General features: G+C 68.1%; 14 protein-coding genes. 7 read left to right on the top strand and 7 right to left on the bottom strand.

Features of this window, described 5'->3' with window-relative positions; genetic code table 11:
* Window positions 1-8: 8 nt before the first annotated feature.
* From J2852_RS18785 to J2852_RS18770, 4 genes are read right to left on the bottom strand one after another with little or no spacing between them, the layout of a single operon-like run.
* Window positions 9-2,024 (bottom strand): O-linked N-acetylglucosamine transferase, SPINDLY family protein, encoded by a 2,016-nt coding sequence (locus J2852_RS18785; RefSeq protein ID WP_209878339.1) that lies wholly within the window; start codon window positions 2,022-2,024, stop codon window positions 9-11.
* Between the two features lie 10 nt (window positions 2,025-2,034).
* On the bottom strand, window positions 2,035-2,370 hold the full coding sequence (locus J2852_RS18780; protein WP_246499828.1) for a YdbL family probable chaperone protein: 336 nt from the start codon (window positions 2,368-2,370) through the stop codon (window positions 2,035-2,037).
* Window positions 2,367-2,606, bottom strand: coding sequence for a YnbE family lipoprotein (locus tag J2852_RS18775; protein ID WP_209878337.1), 240 nt, complete (start codon window positions 2,604-2,606; stop codon window positions 2,367-2,369). Before J2852_RS18775 ends, J2852_RS18780 begins: the two co-directional genes overlap by 4 nt.
* Window positions 2,603-4,003, bottom strand: coding sequence for an intermembrane phospholipid transport protein YdbH family protein (locus J2852_RS18770; protein WP_209878335.1), 1,401 nt, complete (start codon window positions 4,001-4,003; stop codon window positions 2,603-2,605). Before J2852_RS18770 ends, J2852_RS18775 begins: the two co-directional genes overlap by 4 nt.
* Before the next feature lie 196 nt (window positions 4,004-4,199).
* On the opposite strand from J2852_RS18770, the gene J2852_RS18765 reads away from it, so the two are divergent.
* Together J2852_RS18765 and J2852_RS18760 are read left to right on the top strand one after the other, a co-directional pair.
* A complete protein-coding gene (locus J2852_RS18765; protein WP_246499827.1) occupies window positions 4,200-4,730 on the top strand; it encodes a peptidylprolyl isomerase in 531 nt (176 codons plus the stop codon).
* A gap of 31 nt (window positions 4,731-4,761) precedes the next feature.
* A complete protein-coding gene (locus J2852_RS18760) occupies window positions 4,762-5,568 on the top strand; it encodes a GNAT family N-acetyltransferase (RefSeq protein ID WP_209878332.1) in 807 nt (268 codons plus the stop codon).
* A gap of 1 nt (window position 5,569) precedes the next feature.
* Here the strand turns inward: J2852_RS18760 and J2852_RS18755 are convergent, their stop codons facing one another.
* Window positions 5,570-8,221 carry a serine/threonine-protein kinase gene (locus J2852_RS18755; RefSeq protein WP_246499826.1) on the bottom strand — a complete coding sequence of 884 codons (2,652 nt, stop codon included), beginning with the start codon at window positions 8,219-8,221 and terminating at the stop codon, window positions 5,570-5,572.
* 240 nt (window positions 8,222-8,461) lie between these two features.
* Between J2852_RS18755 and J2852_RS18750 the strand changes: the two genes are divergently transcribed.
* The 3 genes from J2852_RS18750 (at window position 8,462) to J2852_RS18740 (ending at window position 11,475) form a co-directional block, all read left to right on the top strand.
* On the top strand, window positions 8,462-9,412 hold the full coding sequence (locus tag J2852_RS18750) for an aldose 1-epimerase (RefSeq protein ID WP_246499825.1): 951 nt from the start codon (window positions 8,462-8,464) through the stop codon (window positions 9,410-9,412).
* 329 nt (window positions 9,413-9,741) lie between these two features.
* The gene (locus J2852_RS18745; protein WP_209878330.1) at window positions 9,742-11,001 is read left to right on the top strand and encodes an SDR family oxidoreductase; all 1,260 of its coding nucleotides are present in this window, start codon (window positions 9,742-9,744) and stop codon (window positions 10,999-11,001) included.
* Window positions 11,002-11,475, top strand: a complete 474-nt coding sequence (locus J2852_RS18740) for a DUF2269 family protein (protein ID WP_209878328.1) — start codon at window positions 11,002-11,004, stop codon at window positions 11,473-11,475.
* Between the two features lie 75 nt (window positions 11,476-11,550).
* On the opposite strand, the gene J2852_RS18735 is transcribed toward J2852_RS18740, so the two are convergent.
* Both J2852_RS18735 and J2852_RS18730 read right to left on the bottom strand, forming a co-directional pair.
* A complete protein-coding gene (locus J2852_RS18735; RefSeq protein ID WP_209878326.1) occupies window positions 11,551-12,339 on the bottom strand; it encodes a lysozyme inhibitor LprI family protein in 789 nt (262 codons plus the stop codon).
* 11 nt (window positions 12,340-12,350) lie between these two features.
* Window positions 12,351-13,253, bottom strand: a complete 903-nt coding sequence (locus tag J2852_RS18730; protein ID WP_246499824.1) for a hypothetical protein — start codon at window positions 13,251-13,253, stop codon at window positions 12,351-12,353.
* A gap of 281 nt (window positions 13,254-13,534) precedes the next feature.
* On the opposite strand from J2852_RS18730, the gene J2852_RS18725 reads away from it, so the two are divergent.
* A complete protein-coding gene (locus tag J2852_RS18725) occupies window positions 13,535-16,879 on the top strand; it encodes a transglutaminase family protein (protein WP_209878322.1) in 3,345 nt (1,114 codons plus the stop codon).
* 241 nt (window positions 16,880-17,120) lie between these two features.
* Window positions 17,121-19,220 (top strand): di-heme-cytochrome C peroxidase, encoded by a 2,100-nt coding sequence (locus J2852_RS18720; RefSeq protein ID WP_209878320.1) that lies wholly within the window; start codon window positions 17,121-17,123, stop codon window positions 19,218-19,220.
* The last annotated feature ends 64 nt before the right edge of the window (window positions 19,221-19,284 follow it).

Here is a 19,284-nt window from a genome sequence, read left to right as displayed (position 1 = left end):
CCGCCGGCTCACTCCTCGGAAATCGTTAAAGCTCTCGGCGGCTCTCCGGCTTCCCGGACGGCCCACATAGCTTCAAAGGCGCGTTCCAGCGCGCGGGCGAAGCGGTCAGTGTCGAACAGAGGCGCCCGGTCCCGCCCCTCCGTCAGCCGGGCCTTCAGCCGGGCGATCTCGTCCGGTTGCCGCGCCAGCCGCAAGGCCGCCGCTTCATAGGCCTCGGCCGACTCGACCGCCAGTTCCGGCAGACCGACTGCGCGCAGCAAACTCGCGGCCACGCGTGACGCGAAACTGTCGCCGAGCATGGTCAGCACCGGCAGACCGGCCCACAATGCGTCGCTGGCCGTGGTGTGCGCGCCCACAGGGGCCGTGTCCAGGAACAGGTCGGCCAGCCGGTAGCGCGCCAGATATTCGGGCAGCGGCAGCTTGGGTGAGAAGATCAGCCGCTCCACCGCGATGCCGCGCCGGACGGCCTCGCGGCGCAGGTTGCCGGCGACCTCCGGATGGCTTTCCAACAGCCACAGAACGCTGCCCGGCAGCGCCGCCAGCAGCCGGCACCAGAGGTCGAACAGGTCCGGCGTGATTTTGTAAGCAGCGTTGAAGCAGCAGAAGACCACCCCCTGCTCCGGCAGGCCGCAGGCCGCCCGGCTCGGGGTGGTTCCGATGGGCCGGGTGCAGTCGTTCGGCTGGTAACAGCCCGGCAGCTGGACGATGCGCTCGGCGTAGTCCGCCTGCCGGTCCAGCGGCGTCACCACCGGGTCGCCGATCACATAGTCGATGAACCCGGCCCCCATCGTTCCGGGGTAGCCGAGCCATTGCACCTGCACCGGGGCCGGGCGGTGGGCCGGGATTTCGATGCGGGCGCTCTGGGTGTGCCCCTTCAGGTCCACCAAGATGTCGATACAGTCGGCGTGGATCCGCCGCGCCGCCTCGGCGTGCGGCACCGCCGACAGGTCCACGAAGCGGTCGAAGGCGCGGCCCAGCCGTTGCCGCATCGGTCCGCCATCGTCCGGCCCGTAGGAGTAGCCGACCACCTCGAACCGGCTCCGGTCGTGCCGTTCGATCAGTTCGGCGATCAGGACCGCCGTCGCATGCTCATGGAAGTCCGCCGACAGATAGCCGATCCGCAGCCGCTCCCGTGGCCCGGTCCGGTGGACGAAAGCGGGAGCGGCGACGTTCCGCGTCCGCCACGCCGTGTAGCGTTCCGCGCAGGCCCGCTCCAGCGCCGGCCCGGCGCCCTCGCCCAGGAAGATCCAGGGGTGAACTTGCCGGGTCGCGCCGGACCGCACCGCCGCGACCAGCCGCGTCGACCGTTCGGCCAAGCCGTCCCAGCGGCACAGGTGGCGCTGCTGCTGCACCAGTTGCGCCAGCACGCCGCCGCCATCCGGCAGGCCCAGAGCCAGGGCGCGCGCAAAGCCGGGCAGGCTGTCCGCCACCCGGCCCGCCTCCTTCAGGGTCAGCCCCAGATTGGCGTGCGCCTCGGCCAGATCCGGCCGCAGGACCAAGGCGTTGCGGAAACAGGCAAGGGCTGCGTCGAACCGTCCCCGCTCCCGCGCCACGCCGCCGAGGTTCAGCCACCCCGGCACCAGCCCGGCGTCGATGCCGAGCGCCCGGTGCAAGGCGGCCTCCGCCTCGTCCAGCCGGCCCAACTGGTGAAGCATGGCGCCCTGGTTGCAGGGGGCGCCCGCGAAGCCGGGCATCATGCGGCCGGCCTCGCCATAGGCGTCCGCTGCCTCGCCGACCCGGCCCAGCGCCTGGAGCGTCACGCCCAGGTTGAAGTGGTTGCCCCCGAACCCCGGCAGCCACGCCACCGCCCGGCGGTGATGCGCCAGCGCCTCGTCCAGCCGGCCCTGCCGGCGCAACGCCTCGCCGAGGTTGGAGCGGGCCACCGCCTCCTCCGGCGTGCCGGCCTCGCCCAGCGCGTCGAGCGTGGCGAACAGCCCGGCCAGCGCCCCGGCGTCGCCCGGCGCCTTGCCGAGCGTCTGCCGGTGCGTCTGAAGCTGGCGGCGAAGGTCGGAGGGAGGAGCCATGCCGGCGCCCTTACTTGCGGACCCAGCGCCCGGGGGCGGCTTCGACGAACTGCCCCGGCGGCGTCCGTTCGACGAGCTGCTTGCCGGCCACCGCCTGGACCTGTTCGAGCGTGGTGCCGTTGCTCTTGGCGATGTCGCGATAGCGGGCAAGGCGCTGCGCATTGACCTGCTGGACCAGCCGTTCGGCCGTAGCCGGCGCGCCGGGCAGGAAGCCGACCAGCCCGTCCGGCCGCTCGCCGATCTGTCCGGCGGCTTTGGCCTGGGCCAGCGCGTCCTGCGCGACGGCCGGCGCCGATACGGCTAGGGTGAGGGCGAGAGCCAGGGAAGCGAACAGACGCGTCATCATTTCGTCCCTCCCGTCGTGGAGGCCGGCGGCAGGCCGAACAGAGCCGGATCCTCCGCAATGGCCTTGTCCAAGTCGCGCTCGACCTTGACCCGGACCTCCTGCTCGATCCGGATGTTCAAGTTGATCTCGATGGGCTTGTCCGGAGCCTCGATCTTGACGGTCGGCGCGCAGGCCGCGAGGCCGGCGGCCGCCAAGCCAATGATGGCGACGCGGCGGGAAATGAAGGGGATCGTCATGGGGTCTTTCGTTCGAACTCCGTCATGCGGTCGCGGACCGCGTCGGGGATGCGATAGGCCTCAAGGCTTTGGCGCAGGATACGGTCCAGCGCGCCGCTCACCTTAAGATTAAGCGCGACCGGATAGCCATCGTAGAATGCCGGGTTGGCGCCCCGGATGGCGATGCCGACACCGAGGTCGCCGCCGGCCTGCCCGTCGATGGTGGCGCGCAGGCTGTCGTAGCGGAAGTCGGTCAGGGCACGCATCAGCAGGTCGGTGGGGCTGCCCTCCGGCCCCTGGAGGAATCCCGGCGGGTCGTCGGGGTCGTAGCGCAGTGTGCCGGGGCCGTCCGCTTCCAGCACCCCGCCGTCGAGGTGAACCTCGCCGTCCGCGATCCGCACCGGCAGGTGGCCGCTGACCGTTCCGGTGGCGTCCAGCCCCTTGACCGCCGCAAGAGCCAGCAGCGGCCCGAGGTGGATGCCCTCGGCCTTCAGGTCGATGGTGCCCTTGGGCCGGTCGGGCATGATCCCGAACGGTTCGGCCCGGACCAGCCCGCCGGCCCAGTTCCATTCCGCCCGGTCCACGTCGAGCCGCCCGCCGCGCGAGAGGCCGAAGCGAATGGTGCCCTCAGTCAGCGGCAACCCGACGTCCAGCAGCTTGACCGCCAGCGTCTGCCCCTTCGGCACAACCGGCGGATAGAGGCTCGACAGTTTGATCACGCCGTTGACCCCGCCGACCGCAACCGGCCCGAACCGTCCGGCCACCTCGCTGAGAAGCAGTTCGCCCTGCGATGTCAGCCCCTCGCCGCCCCATCGGAACTGGGTCTTGAGCGAAAGCTTGCCGGCTGCTTCGGTGATCGCTGCGCCCGCCCAGACGGCAAGCGCGGGCAGCCCCTTGGCCGGTGCCGTCACCGTCGCCTGTCCTTGGTAGTCCGGCCCCTGCCGGGCCATGGACAGCCGAATCGCGGCCGTCGCCGTGCCGTTTGGCGTCACCAGGGTCACGGCCCCGTCCTCGACCCGAAGCTCGTCAACGGGGAGCTCGGCCCCGCTCCCCCCCTCTCCACCGCCCAGCGCCTGCCCGGCAAGGCGGACACGACCGTTCTTCGCCACATCCAGCCGAACGCGGGCCCCACTGACCACCACCCGCGCGATGCGGCTTTCCAGCAGGTCAGGCCATGGGTGATCCAGGGCAACGGTTCCGCCCACCGCCCCCGCCTTGTCCAGCCGAACGGTGGCTTGGCTGGCGTTCAGGCCGATGTCGGTGACGATGACCTTCGCTTCCGGAAAGCCGGCATCCCGCAAGAGGCGCGTCGCCACGGCTCCGGCCAGATCGCCGGCGTAGACCGTGAGCCCGATCACCGCACCGGCGACGACCGCGATCCTGACCAGCCACCGCAACACGCTCCACGCCCTCGACATAGCCCACTACCCACGATGAACACCCGGCCGTGAGCTTATCTTCCCGCCGGGCCAAGGCGCGAGGGGCAGGCTTTGCGACATTGCGAGGACATATCACCCGCCGCGCGCTTTGCATCGCCGCCGGTTTCCCCTATGGTCGCCTCCGCGGAATCGGCACATCGGAGAGTTTCGCATGTTGCGGTGGACGCGTATCCTCATGGCGACACTGGTCGCCACGTTCTTTCTCGTTCAGGGGGAGGCCAAGGCCTTGGATCCGGAAAACACCCTTTATCTCGACCTCAAGGACGGCCGCGTTGTGATCGAAATGCGCCCGGACCTGGCGCCCGGCCACGTCGCCCGCATCAAGGAACTGGCCCGCGCCGGCTTCTACGACGGCGTCGTCTTCCACCGCGTGATCGACGGCTTCATGGCCCAGACCGGCGATCCGACCGGCACCGGCAGCGGCGGTTCGAACAAGCCGAATCTGAAGGCCGAGTTCTCCAAAGAGCCGCACGTGCGCGGCACGGTCTCCATGGCCCGCACGCCGGACCCGAACAGCGCCAACAGCCAGTTCTTCATCTGCTTCGCGGATGCCTCGTTCCTGAACGGCCAGTACACCGTCTGGGGCAAGGTCACCCAGGGCATGGAGTTCGTGGACAACATCAAGAAGGGCAGCCAGTCCCGCAACGGCCAGGTCACCGACCCCGACAAGATCATCAAGATGCAGGTCGCGGCGGACGCCAAGTAAGGAGCCAGCCAGGGAGGGGGTGGGTTCGACCATGCTGTTTGCCGATCCCCTTCTGGCCCGCCGTCTGGAACGGTCCGAAGCGGCCACGGGTGTCGAGGTGGCGGAAACCGCGCGCCGCCTCGATCCCGCTTCCAGCGCGGCCTCCATCGAGGTGGCCGGCGGCCGGGCGGCGTTCATCGCGCCCGGCCTGCCGGTCAACCAAGCGGTCGGCCTGGGCCTCGGGGTTGCAGTCGCCGCGAAAGACCTCGCCGAGGTCGAATCCTTCTTCCAGCAGCGCGGCTGCACGCCCCGCGTCGATCTCTGCCCGCTGGCCGACCGGTCGCTGACTGAAGGGCTTGGCGCGCGCGGCTACACCATTGCCCGCGTCCTCAACGCTCACGTCCGGGCCATTGCTCCCAACGAGCCGATGTCCGCCATGCCCGGCGTAGAGGTTTCCGCCGACTGCGCGGAGGACTGGGCCATGACCGTGGCCCAGGGTTTCCTGGGCCGCGACGCGGTGGCCGAAGACGACCCCACGTTCCAGCTGGCCCGCCTGACGGCGCGCCGCCCATCGGTAACCACCCTGCTGGCCCGCATCGACGGTACGCCGGCCGGCGGGGCCGCGTTATCGGTCCAGGACGGCCTTGCCATTTTATTCTCGGCCAGCACGCGGGAGGCGTACCGAGGCCGGGGCTTGCAGCGGGCGCTGTTGTCGGCCGGAATTTCCTTAGCCGCAGCGGCCGGCTGCGATCTGGCGACCGTGGCGGTGGCGCCAGCCGGATCGTCGGAACGGGCGGCGCGGGAACTGGGCTTTCGCCACGCCTACGCCCGCATGATCATGGTCCGCGAGTGGGCCTGAGCTACGCCAGGGTTCCGCTCATGGCCCGGAGAAGGTCGCGCATGCTCTGCGGCCGGTCCTGCCAACGCATGGACAACCCGGCCAGCAGCACATTTTCGAAGGCCGGCGGCAGGTTCACCCCCAGCTCGGACGGCTTCGGGACCTTGTCGTTCATGAAGCGGCTGGTGGCGTCGGGCGGAGTCTTCCCGGTCAGGGCGCCGTAAGCGGTGGCGCAGACGGCGTAGACGTCGGTCCAGGGCCCCTGATTCCCGTCCTGGGAATACTGCTCCGGCGGGGCATAACCGGGTTTCAGGATCACGGTCATGCTGGCCGCCTGCCCGGCCGCGTGGCGGGCGGCGCCGAAGTCCAGCAGCTTGCGCTCCCCCGAGGTGGTCAGGAAGATGTTGTCGGGGCTGATGTCGCGGTGGATCAACCCCTGTTCGTGCACCGCCTGGAGCGCCTTCATGATGGGCGACAGGATGGCCAGCGTCCGGCGCGCGTCGATCCGGCCGCCGCTTTCGGCGACGTACTTCTTCATGGTCCGGCCTTCCAGCAGTTCCATGACGAGGTAAGCGGTCTCGTTGGCTTCGAAGAAGTCCTGGACGCCGACGATCTCCTTCACGTCCCGAAGGCGGGCAAGCAGGCGGGCCTCGTCCAGGAACTTGACCAGACCGGCGGCGAACCCGCGCCCGTGCTCGTCGGAGAAGGGCATGACGCCAAGCGAGCCCGACACCCGCGAGATCAGGTTGGCCGGGAAGAACTCCTTCACTGCGACCTTGATGTGGAGGCGGTCGTCCCAGCCGAGATAAGTGGCGCCGAAACCACCCTGCCCCAGGATGCGGCCGACCTTGTAACGCCCCTGCAAGGTCGTGCCGGGCATCAGGTGGACGCCGTTCCGATTTTCGGACTGCATCGGGTAGCCGCAGTCTCGGCAGCTCTCGCGCGGCGCCGTGGGGGCGAAACAGGCGGGGCACAGGCCGTCCGCATCGCTCCGCCTCGACAGACCGCCCGGCGACTGGGGCATGGGGGCGGTGACCATGGCGCGGGTCGAAAGATCGGCGACCACGGTTTCCGCCGCCGTCGCCACGGTGACCGGTTGCGCGCTGACCCGGGCGGCGGGCGGCGTCGGGACCATGGGGGCGGTCGCGACACTGCCGGGTTGAGTGGCCGGTACCGGTCGTAGCTTGTCGAGCAGTTCGTAGAGGCGCCGGACCTCGGCTTGGGCCAATTCGTCGTTTTGCTGGGCCACCAGATCGGACTGGAACTGCGGCTGACGGACGATCTCCAGAATGTGCTGACGCAGAAGCGGAAGCGCCCCCTGCTCCCGCACAAGGCCGGAGCAGGCCAGTTCCGCCAAGCGGATCGTCCGGCGGCGGAGCACCGGTTCGATCTGGCGCAGGCGCTGGGCGAGGCGGCCCTTCTTGGTGAACTCGTCCACGATGAACTCGGTCCGGCCGGCGATCCGGTCCTTCGCCTTGTCGGGCAGGCCCGAAGCGCGCAGCGCCTCGACGGCACCGGACAGACCCTGCCGGACCAGCGCCGTGTCCGGCGATTGCAGGATCATGTTCTCGACCAGCAACTCATTGCCCAGCGCGGCGTCAAGGGCGTCCACGATCTCGCCGAGATGCCGTTCCGAGGCCGGGACGGTGGAGACGGCGGACAGATAGTGGATGCGGCGGATCAGGTCCGTCTGCGTCTCGCTGAGGCCGACAATGGAGCGGCGGTAGGCGCTGGCCCCGCCCTGCTCCAGCCGGCGCGAGTAGCGGACCGTCAAAGCGTCGGCCATCGGCCCACCGCCAATCATGCCGGAAGGCGTCAGCAGATGGCCGAGGAGGCTGCGCAGAATCTCGGCCTCCTCGGCGGCCTGCCCGCGGCCGAGCGGCTGGGGCGCCCGCAACTGGCGCCGGATGCGCTCCAGCACCATGGCGCGGGCCAGCGGCAGCTTGCCCTGGCGGAACCAGCCGTTCAGGGTGCCGATGCGGTTCGCTCCCCTGGGATCGATGCCGACGCGGCCGAACAGCATCTCGCACAACTTCAGCAGCACCGCGCCGGGCAGCAGCGGAGCCCCGAACAGCTCCTGCGTGGCGGCGACGGAGGCGAGAACGTCGCCGATGACGCCGTCCACCGCCGCCATCAGCCGCTCGTCCCGGTCCTGCTGGCACAGCTGGATCAGCCGGTCGAGCTTGGCCGACCACGTCCGGTGTTCCGCCAGATCGAGGCTGAGCGCCACCCTCAAGTCGTAATCGACATCTCCGGTCGGCGTCCTGGCCGGCAGGGCAGCCACCACCGCATCGACCGGAGCGCGCCCCTTCGGCAGCCCGGCGAAGGCCACCTGCGCCGCCCGCGCCTTGACGGAGGTCTCGTTGATGGCGTTCTGGATCGCCAAGCGCCGGGATTTCGCATCCTGCCCCGGTGCGCGCGCCTGCATGGTCGCCACCTTCACGATGGCGTTTTCGACCAGTTGCCCCTGCTCAAGCAGTGCCTTCAACAGCTTGTTGTTGTGGATCACCTCGGTCGGGGTGAGCACATGGGCGTCAAGATACGGACGCACGGACAGGCCGATAACCATCCTCCCCTGCACGCCGTGAAAGTCGGCGAGGGTATGGCAGAGGTCCGCCTCGTCAAGCGCGCCGACGGTGCCGGAAGCGACGGTGGCGGGTCGGGTCGTGGTCAAAGGGTTGGACACGCTGTCCCTACAAAGGAATGCGGCGCGGCCGGTGACGGCCGGGAATAGAAGGGATCATTGTCGGGCGTGTACGGTAAACAGCCCGTATATAATGCGCGGTATACTAATCGTCGCAATTCCGCATGCGAAACGTCTTTTTTTGTGTCCATCGGCCGGGTGCGGACGCGCTTCCCTTTTCCCCACGCTGTGTGCGATACCCGGTCGGCGACCGACCGCCAGGAGGCCGATATGGGCGCCGAAACCGGCCACACCGACGACTTCGTCACGCTGCGGCACCGTTCTTCGATGGGGGGCACCATCGAATGCGTGCTGAGCCCGCGGCACGGCGGCTCCATCGCCCGGCTGACGTGGCACGGCCCCAAGGGAACCGTGGAACTGATGCGTCCCGCCTCGGCGGAGGCCATGCGCGCCGGGTCGGCCATCGACATGGGCTGCTTTCCGCTGATCCCCTTCTCCAACCGCATCGACGCCGGCCATTTCCGCTTCAACGGGCGGGAGGTGCGCCTGCCGCTCGACCTGCCCGGCTGCCCGCACGCCATTCACGGCCATGCATGGCGCGCCCACTGGCGGGTGGAGGAGCGGACGGAGGCCGCCGCCCGCCTGTCTTTCCGGCATCCGGCCGACGCTTGGCCGTGGACCTACACCGCATCACAGACCTTCGCGCTGAGAGAAGACGGGCTGACGGTCGCCCTCGACGTGACCAACAACGATCAAGCGCCAATGCCGGCCGGGATCGGCCTGCACCCCTACTTTCCGAAGCCGCCGGGCACGGTGCTGACGGCGCGGGTCGGTGCCGTCTGGCTGAACGGCCTGACCATGCTGCCGGTGGAGCGGGCGCCTCTGCCCGGCGTCTGGGCTTTCCCCGATGGCGTGACGATGGACCGCACCGTGCTGGACAACGGCTTCACCGGCTGGGACGGCTTGGCGACCCTGACATGGCCGGGCATTGGGCCGGGCGCCGAACTGGGATCCGGTCTGCACCTGACCTTGCTGGCGGACGGTCCCTTCGGCCATCTGGTGGTCTACGCGCCAGAGGGCGAAGACTATTTGTGTGTCGAGCCCGTCACCCACATGACCGACGCGATCAACCACGCCGAGGAGACGGACGCCGGCCTTATAACCCTTAAGCCCGGCGAGCGGCTGAGCGGAACCGTCCGTTTCCAGCTGGATAAGGTTTAGAATTGTTCGATTTCTATCATTGTCCATTGCTGTGCAGATTTAGCGGGTTCTCAAATCTGCTCAACGGACGAAACTGGCGTTTTCTCATTACAAATCAGAGCCTTCATTGCGCAGTCGCTGCACGACGATGCGCATACGCACGAGAAGCATGGCATTAACCTGCGCAACACATTTCCATGAATGTTGTATTGGTTAACGGCCCGCTCCCCACGTAGCGACGCTGGCGGCGTTCAGCCGCACTTCTCGGCGGCGACCACAACGTCTGGCGGCGGTACAGTTCTTCCCGTCCAATTCACGAACGGATCGAGCGGTTGCCGCCGGAGAGGATCATGCGCGTCATCGTCGCGGGAGCGAGCGGGTTTATAGGCCGGCGCATCGTCGCGGCGCTGCTTGATCGGGGACATGCCGTAACGGTGGCCGGGCGCGCTCCGTGTCGACTGGCAGCCGCTTTTCCGGAAGCGGAGGTCATCGACCTCGTTGCCGGAGTGCCGTCACTGCGCGGATACGACGTCGCGATAAACGCTGTGGGCGTGGCCGGCGCCAACGCCGCCGAAGCAAACCGCGACTTTGCCCTGACCTTTGCCCGGCAGGCGGTCGCCGGTGGCGTCACCCGCTTGGTGGTCCTGTCGGCGCTCGGGGCGTCGTCCGACGCACCCGCCGATTTCCTCCGCCAGCGGGCGGCGTCCGACGAAGCCGCCCTGCGGTTGGGGAAGGAGCACCGCACGGCGGTGGCAATCGTCCGTCCTTCAGTCGTCGTTGGCCGGGAAGGCGCGAGTTCGCGCATGTTCGCATCGCTTGCCGCCGTGGGCATGGCGCTTGACGTCGCCGGCGCGGAACTTCAACCCGTGCATGTGCATGACCTTGCGCATGGAATCGCAGCACTGGCGACGAATCCTGACATGCCCGTCGGCGTCCTTGAGGCCGGCGGCCCCGATGTCATGGGAACGGTGGCCTTGATTCACGCCTTCGCCGTGTGGCTGGGGCGCAATCCACCCGTCCGTCTGCCGGTGCCAAAGGCTGCGTTCCCCGTTGCCGGGCTTGTCGGCGAGCTGTTCGGCGGCGTGCCGCTGTCGCGCGAACTCGCCGCCTGTCTGGCTTTGCCGAACCGGGTGACCGGGCGCAGCCTTTGGGAAGCGGTCCGCCTTTCTCCGACCCCGATCGCCACCGCCTTGGTGCGCCACTCGCCGGCCGGCCCATCGGACAGGACGGCCGCGCGCCTGTTGGTTCCGCGATGGGCGCTGCTGGCCGCCATGGCCGCCTTGTGGATCGGAACGGGCCTCATCTCCGCGATGGTTTCGACGGCGCTCGGATACGAACTGTTGGCCGAAATGGGCTTGCACGGCCCGTTCGCGACACTGTTGCTCTATGGAGGCGCCGCTGCGGACTTGGTCCTCGGCATTGCCTTGCTGGCCGTTCATGGCCGGCGGCGGCGCACTGTGTTGTGGACGCAATTGGCCGTGGTGGTGGGCTACACGGCGCTCGTCACCCTGTTCGCACCAGCGCATTGGCTGCATCCCTTCGGCCCCATTCTCAAGAATCTGCCGGTGCTTGCCGGGACGGCGGCGCTGATCGCACTGGAGGACGACTGAATGGACGAGTATCATCTGCTCCGCTACATCCACATCGTCGGCGCGACCCTGCTGTTCGGCACCGGCCTAGGCACTGCCTTTCACGGATGGATGGGCTATCGTTCCGGCGATCCCAAGGTTGTTGCCGTGATCGCCCGCAACGTCGTGCTGGCGGATTGGCTGTTCACGGCCCCCTCCGTCGTATCCCAGTTCGTCACCGGGGTGATGCTTGCCGTCTCGGTCGGCTATGGCGTCACCGCCAGTTGGATCGTGGCGGCGGTGATCCTCTACGCCATCACCGGCGCCTGCTGGCTACCGGTGGTCTGGCTTCAGATCCAGATGGCGAAGATGGCTAAGACGGCGGCGGCCGAGGGGACACCGCTGCCGGAAACCTATTGGCGCTACAGCCGCTATTGGTTCGCCCTCGGTTGGCCCGCCTTCATCTCAGTGCTGGTTATCATCCATCTGATGGTGAGCAAACCCGATCTGTGGTGATCGGATCGGCGCGCAATACGTCCATTGACGGGGCAAAGGCCTATCGGAAGAACGGCAACGAAGCCAGATCGGGCGTCAGCGGCAGCGGACGAAGGTGGCGCCGAAGGACAGCGGCTGCTTCAGGCGCAGGAACAAGCGGTCGAGGCGCGGGGCCTCGGCGGCATCAAGGCGCAACTCGCCCTTGGGGCCGGTGCCGTCGGCACCAAACGTGAGACCCTGCGCCGGGTCACCGTCGGCCAGAGTCAGGCGGCCCTGAATGGGCAAGCTGGGGATGCGCGGGTCGTTCAGGCTGATCGCCGCCTCCTTGGACACTTCCAGATAGGAGGTGCGGCAGTCGTCGATGGGCGTGCGGGTTTGCGGGTCGGCCTTGGCCCAGCGGCCGGCGACGCCGGCGACGCCGGCCGGGCGCTTCGGAAGCGACGGCTTTGCCGACGCCGCCGGCAGACGCGGCGGGACGGCATCGGTGATCGTCAAAGGCTGGTCGGCGACCGGCGCGCGGCGGGCGGACAGATTGTCTTCCAGCGCCTTGGTCCGTTCGGCGGTCAGGCGCAGGAGGCAGCCCGCACGCTCCTTCGACTTCTTGGAGTCGGCAAGGTCGGCGCTGGTCACCGGGCAAGCGGCGTCGCGGCGCTGAACCCAGGCATGCTGACCGGCGGCGAGCGCCTTGCGGCCAACCTCGCCGGTGGCATCACCGAAGGCCTTCACGGTGGTGTCGAGCTTTTCCCCGGCGGCGGCGAGCGCGGCGTCGCGGCAGATGAGCTGGGCGGTCGGCGTCTCGGCCGTCGCGCAATCGGCGGCGGAGCCGTCCGCCGCGAAGGCGGAGCCCGTCATCAGCACGGAGACCAGGAAAATCGCTGCCCGCATCGAGGAAACCCTTACGCCGGAAATGCTTCCAGCACGCTCTTGACCTGCCGCTGGAAATCCTGGTCGCTGCGATAGCGCGTCAGGACCGTCTTGTCACGCTGAACGAAGAACATCACGTCGTCGCGGCTCGGCAGGGAGCGCGGGTTGGGCTTGTCCAGAAGCTCCCCATTCCAGTCCACGCGGGCCATGAAATAGACGGCGCGCGAGAACAGCATGAACAGCTTGTTGTCCGGGGCCAGCTTCTCCCGGCGCAACAGCGCATAGTAGTAGTAATTGCGGCCGTGGAAATAGTTGATGTAAATCGCTTGCAGGGCGGCAAAGCGCTCGTCGGCGCCGCTGACGTTCTTGAGCTGCCTTTCAAGCTTGAAGCCGGCGAAGAAATACTCGCGCGCCTCGTTCTCGAAGGAGAAGGGAGATCCCTTCATCAAAGCCATCTGTTCGCCGTAACGGCGCAGGATGCGGCCCATCAGCAGTTCGAGAAAGCGGCGTTCCGGCGCCAGCGCGTCGGGCAGCTGCGGAATCAGCTCGAACACGTGGCGCAGATGGTAGGGGTGGCGCACCACGATGACCGGAACCGTCGAGTTCTTGCGCGCGGCGGGAGATCGGCGCTCCGCCAGCAGGGAGGCCGACGCCGACACCGACGCGATAACCGAGGCGGCCGTGTCCTGCACCTTCCAGCGCAGCTTGGTCTGGGCCGACTGGCTGCCAAGGTGCAGGCGCGCCAGGAAGCGCTGCAAACGGCTGCGCCAGTTTTCCTTCGGCCGCTTGTGGGTCGGCAGGTCGGGGACGACGAGCGGATTGCCGAGAATGTCCGGCGGCGGCGGTAAGGGATTGAAGTTGAAGTACTTTCCGGTGACCACGCCACGCGTGCCGCCGCCGGGGGCCGAAGCGCCCGCACGGGAACCACCGCTCATCGACGAGGTCGCCAACGATACCATACCCGGAAAGCACCCTTCACTCGCGCCCGCGCATCATCCGATTCGATGGAACAGGATCCCTGCTTATAAGGCGGGAATCATAGGTGTAAATGGCATCGCCCCGAGATCGGACAAAAGCGTGACTTTTGCGCAACTGATCCGCGTTGTGCGCTGCAACACAGCCCTGTCGGCGCGTGCACATCGGTGTTAACGTGCGCGATCCGCCCGTCGAACTGTCTCGGCCGGCGACAGCTTTGGCAGGCAACGGGTGGGCATCCATGGCGATCCACGTCGCTCTCAACCATAAGACCATTTACCGCTATGACCGGCTGGTCAATCTGGGACCGCAGATCGTCCGGCTGCGTCCGGCCCCGCACTGCCGTACACCGATTCTCAGCTACTCGCTGCGCGTCACGCCGAAGCAGCATTTCCTGAACTGGCAGCAGGATCCGCAGTCCAACTATCAGGCGCGCTTTGTCTTCCCGGAAAAGACGCGGGAGTTCGTGGTCGAGGTCGATCTGGTCGCCGAGATCGCCGCCATCAACCCGTTCGACTTCTTCCTGGAGGAGAAGGCAACCAAGGCCCCCTTCGACTACGAGCCATGGCTGGAGCGCGAACTGCGCCCCTATCTGGAGGTCGAGGAGCCGGGGCCGCTGCTGGCGGAGTATCTGACGGGGATATCGCGCGAACCGACACCGACCATCAACTTCCTGGTCGCCATCAACCAGCGCCTGCAACAGGACATCGGTTACGTCATCCGGCTGGAGCCGGGCATCCAGAGTTGCGAGGAGACGCTGGGCAAGCGCACCGGGTCGTGTCGCGATTCCGCGTGGCTGCTGGTGCAGATCCTGCGGCACATGGGGCTGGCGGCGCGATTCGTGTCCGGCTACCTGATCCAGCTGACCGCCGATCAGAAGGCGCTGGACGGCCCGTCCGGGCCGGAAGCCGACTTCACCGACCTGCACGCCTGGACCGAGGTGTTCCTAACCGGCGCCGGCTGGGTCGGGCTGGATCCGACCTCCGGCCTGCTGGCCGGCGAAGGGCACATTCCGCTGGCCTGCACGCCCGATGCGTCGTCGGCCGCGCCGATCTCCGGGCTGGTGGACAAGTGCGAGGTGGAGTTCGGGCACGAGATGTCCGTCACCCGCATCTATGAGGCGCCGCGCGTCACCAAGCCCTACTCGCCGGAACAGTGGTCCAGGATCGATGCGCTGGGCCACAAAGTCGACGAGGATCTGAAGGCCGGCGACGTGCGCCTGACCATGGGCGGCGAGCCGACCTTCGTGTCCATCGACGACATGGATGGGGCGGAGTGGAACACGACCGCGCTGGGTCCCAACAAGCGCAAGCTGGCCGCCGACCTGATCCACCGACTGAAGAACCGCTTCGCGCCGGGCGGGCTGCTGCATTTCGGGCAGGGCAAGTGGTATCCGGGCGAATCGCTGCCGCGCTGGGCGATGACCGTCTATTGGCGCCGCGACGGCGGGGCGCTGTGGAACAACGCCGACCTGCTGGCGCGCGAAGACACGGACTACGGCCACACGGCGCAGGACGCCGGCACCTTCCTGGTCACGCTGGGGAGGAAGCTGGGGCTGGACCCGGCGCTGGTGCTGGCGGCCTATGAGGACCCCTGGCATTACCTGCGCCGCGAATCGCTGCTGCCGGTCAACGTCGATCCGCTGGACAGCAAGCTGGAGGACAAGGAGGAGCGCGCGCGGTTGGCCCGCGTCTTCGTGCGCGGCCTGAACGAGCCGGTGGGCTTCGCGCTGCCGATCAACCGCAAGGTGACTCAGCAGGGGCCGGTGTGGCTGTCGAGTTCCTGGCCGCTGCGTCAGGAGCGGCTGCTGCTGATGCCGGGCGACAGCCCGGTCGGCTACCGGCTGCCGCTGGGCTCCCTGCCCTGGGTGGCGCTGCAGGACTATCCCTACTCGTGGGAGACGGATCCGTTCGAAGAGCGGGCGCCACTGCCGCCGAACCGGGTGCCGTTGCGCCAGCACGCGCTCCGGGAAGAGGCGGACCGGCAGAACCGCGACAAGCGGATGGAGCGCTTGCAGCGCGCTATGGCCGAGGTGCGCACCGAATTGCCCGAGGAAGGCAAGTCAGCTTGGTGGGTGGTGCGCACGGCGCTGACCTGCGAGGCGCGCCAGGGGCGCATCCACCTGTTCATGCCGCCGATGAACACGCTGGAGGACTATCTGGCGATGCTGGCGGAGATCGAGGCCACGGCGGTCGAACTCGACATGCCGGTGGTGATCGAGGGCTACCAGCCGCCGAAGGACCCGCGCCTGAACTCCTTGGCCGTGACGCCGGATCCGGGCGTGATCGAGGTGAACATCCACCCGGCCCACAGCTGGGACGAACTAGTGCGCAACACCATCGACCTGTACGAGGACGCGCGGCAGTCGCGGCTGGGTGCCGAGAAGTTCATGATCGACGGGCGCCACTGCGGCACCGGCGGCGGCAACCACGTGGTGATGGGCGGCGCCAAGGCGGCGGACAGCCCGTTCCTGCGCCGGCCGGACCTGCTGCGCAGTCTGATTACCTATTGGCAGAACCACCCTGCCCTGTCCTACGTCTTCTCCGGCCTGTTCATCGGCCCGACCAGCCAGGCGCCCCGCGTGGACGAGGCGCGCGACGACACGCTTTACGAGCTGGACATCGCCTTCAACCAGATCGACCGGGCGGCGGAGACGGGGAACTGCCCACCCTGGCTGGTGGACCGGGTGCTGCGCAACCTGCTGACCGACGTGCAGGGCAACACCCACCGGGCGGAGTTCTGCATCGACAAGCTCTATTCACCCGACAGCTCCAGCGGGCGGCTGGGTCTGGTGGAGTTCCGCGCCTTCGAAATGCCGCCGCACGCGGAGATGAGCCTGACCCAGCAACTGCTGATGCGGGCGCTGGTCGCGCGCTTCTGGAAAGCTCCGTACAAGGGCAAGCTGGTGCGCTGGGGAACGGAGCTGCACGACCGCTTCATGCTGCCCTTCTTCGTGCAGCAGGACTTGGCCGACGTGCTGGCCGACCTGAAGGAGCACGGCTACGCGATCGAGGAATCGTGGTTCGCGCCGCACATGAACTTCCGCTTCCCGGTCTATGGGCATGTGGCGCAGCGCGGCATGACGCTGGAGCTGCGCATGGCGCTGGAGCCCTGGCACGTGCTGGGCGAGGAGCCGGGCGGCGGCGGCACGGTGCGCTACGTGGACAGCTCGGTCGAGCGGGTGCAGGTGCGGGTCACCGGGCTGACCGACGCGCGCTACGCCATCACCTGCAACGGGCGCCGCGTGCCGCTGATCCCCACGGGCATGGAGGGGGAGTTCGTGGCCGGCGTGCGGTATCGCGCGTGGCAGCCGCCGTCCTGCCTGCACCCGACCATCCCCGTGCACACGCCGCTGGTCTTCGACATCGTGGACACCTGGGCGGAGCGGTCGATCGGGGGCGCCACCTATCATGTCATGCACCCCGGCGGGCGCAACTACGACACCTTCCCGGTCAACGCCAACGAGGCGGAGGGACGGCGGCTCGCCCGCTTCTTCCCGTTCGGGCACACGCCCGGCCCGATGGCCGTCCCGGCGGAGGAGCGCAACCCGCAGTTCCCCATGACGCTGGACTTGCGACGGGGCTAAGGCTGGCCGGACTCGGCCGAGTCGCATAGGACTCGGCCGGCGAAGCGTGAGGGGTGCGCCCGCCACGGCATTCATTCGTAGGCGTTGCGTTGCAATTTTGCATCTTTTGGGTGCGCAAACTGCATCAAAGCCCCTCGATGAGGAGGTTGGGCGCACAAAATGAAGCATGGAGGTTGTTATCACGTCTAGCGTCTGAGGATCTCCGGCATGCCCGCCGAACATCCTTCAGGAGCGATCAGGGATGAAAGCCCGCCTGCTAACCACCCTCGCCGCAGGAACCATGCTGCTCGGCGCCTGCGCCGAACCGCCGCCCGCCCCGCCGCGGCCCGTTTCGGTCAATCCGCCGAAGCAGGTCGGCGACCTCTGGTACCTCGACCAGAACTGGAACGACGACGGCGCCCGCCAGTGGTACTATTACGCTACGCAGGGCTCGCAGATCATGCGCTACGACTGGTTCATGGCGCTGGAGGACCCGGCGACCAAGGACCTGTTCCACAAGGGCCTGACCCGGTTCGGCTACCTGCCGGGCACGGCCAGCTCGTGGAACCCGGACCTGCTCCCGGTCGGCTTCGCGAAGGATGTCGATCCGGACAAGACGGCCTGGATCGGCATGACCTGCGCGGCCTGCCACACCGGCGACGTGCGGGTTGGCAACAAGACCATGCGCATCGACGGCGCGGTCACGACCGGCGACCTCTACGCCTTCATCGGCGCGCTGAGCACGGCGGTCCGCGCCACCGCCACCGACGATCCGACGTTCGAGCGCTTCGCCCAGCGCGTGCTCGGCTCCAAGGCCACGCCGGCCAACCGTCTGGCGCTGCTGAAGCAGGTGCGGGCGTTCGACGCGTCCTTCGCCGACTTCGTGAAGGACAGCACACCAGACACCCCCTGGGGTCCGATGCGCACCGACGCGTTCGGCATGATCTTCAACCGCGTGACGTCCATCGATCTGAAGATCCCGTCGAACAGCCGCGCGCCGAACGCCCCGGTCAGCTATCCGCACCTGTGGGACGCGCCGTACCTGCCGAAGGTGCAGTGGAACGGCCTGCTGGAGAACGCCACCGCGCTCGACGCGCTGGGCCGCAACTCCGGCGAGGTGCTGGGCGTGTTCGGCAAGGCCAACCTGACCAAGCCGAAGAACGACCTGCACTACTACTACACGTCCACGATCCGCGCGCGGAACCTGTACGATATGGAGAACCAACTCCGGAAGCTGCGGTCTCCGGTGTGGCCGGACTCCATCGCCGGCACGGTGGACACCATCAAGGCCGCCGCCGGCGAGGCGATCTATCAGCAGAACTGCGCGGGCTGCCATCAGGTCGTGCCGCGTGACGAGCCCATGCCGAAGGTCTCTATCCGCATGGAGCCGCTGTTCACCTGGGCGGACCCGAACGACCCGGCCAAGGTGAAGAAGGCCTTCGGCATGATGTGCACGCCGGGCCTGGGCGTCGATGCCGCCGTAAAGGCCGGCCTCGTCACGGTCAACTACGGTTCCGACCCGAAGATGGCCGTGGATGCGCTGTGCAAGACGGCCAAGACCGGCCCGATCGAGGGCGTGGCGATGCCGCCGCAGTTCCTGGGCGGCAAGCCGTTGCAGCCGGTGGAGCAGGACGCCGTGATCCTGTCCAACGCGGTCATCGGCACCATCATCAAGAGCCTGCTGGACGATCCGGGTTTGGCGATCGACATGGCGAAGGGCCGGGAGTCGTCCCAGCCCTGGGCATCCCAGTCGGCGTCGGGCCAGTCGGCGTCGGGCCAGTCCTGGGCTTCCGGGACGACCGCGACCAAGGCCGTGCGGCCGATCACAGACACCCGCCAGGTGTTCAACCCGAAGCCGGGTGAGAAGCTGAGCGACGAGGTGCTGGCGATCCAGGCCGTGCTGTCGCAGAAGAAGCCGGCCGTCGACGGCAGCGCCCCGGCGGTCGCGGCGTCCGCCGTGGACAAGTCGAAAGTGGACACGTTGAAGGCCCGCGCCCCGGCCAAGACCGCCGCGGCCCAGGCTGCGGAAGACGACCAGGCCCTGTCCCAGACCATCCAGACGCTGATGGCCTACAAGGCCCGCCCGTTGGACGGCATCTGGGCGACGGCGCCGTACATGCACAACGGCTCGGTCCCGAACCTGTACGAGATGCTGCTTCCGGCGGCGCAGCGTTCGACGACCTTCCGCATGGGCACGACCTCGCTCGACCCGGTCAAGGTCGGCGTGGACACGTCGGCGTCGGACAACACCTTCACCTTCGACACGACCAAGCCCGGCAACGGCAACACCGGTCACGAGTTCGGCGCCTCGCTGACCGACGAGCAGCGCTGGCAGCTGCTTGAGTACCTGAAGACCCTGTAAGGGGAGCTTGGAGGCCCTTCTCCCCTCAAGGGAGAGGGGCCTTCAAAGCAAATGCGCCCCTTGC

The sequence above is a fragment of the Azospirillum soli genome, from assembly GCF_017876165.1.
In the GTDB taxonomy this organism is placed as follows: Bacteria; Pseudomonadota; Alphaproteobacteria; order Azospirillales; family Azospirillaceae; genus Azospirillum; species Azospirillum soli.
The sequence above is the reverse complement of the archived record's forward strand: the minus strand, read 5'-3'. Positions and strand labels throughout refer to the sequence as shown.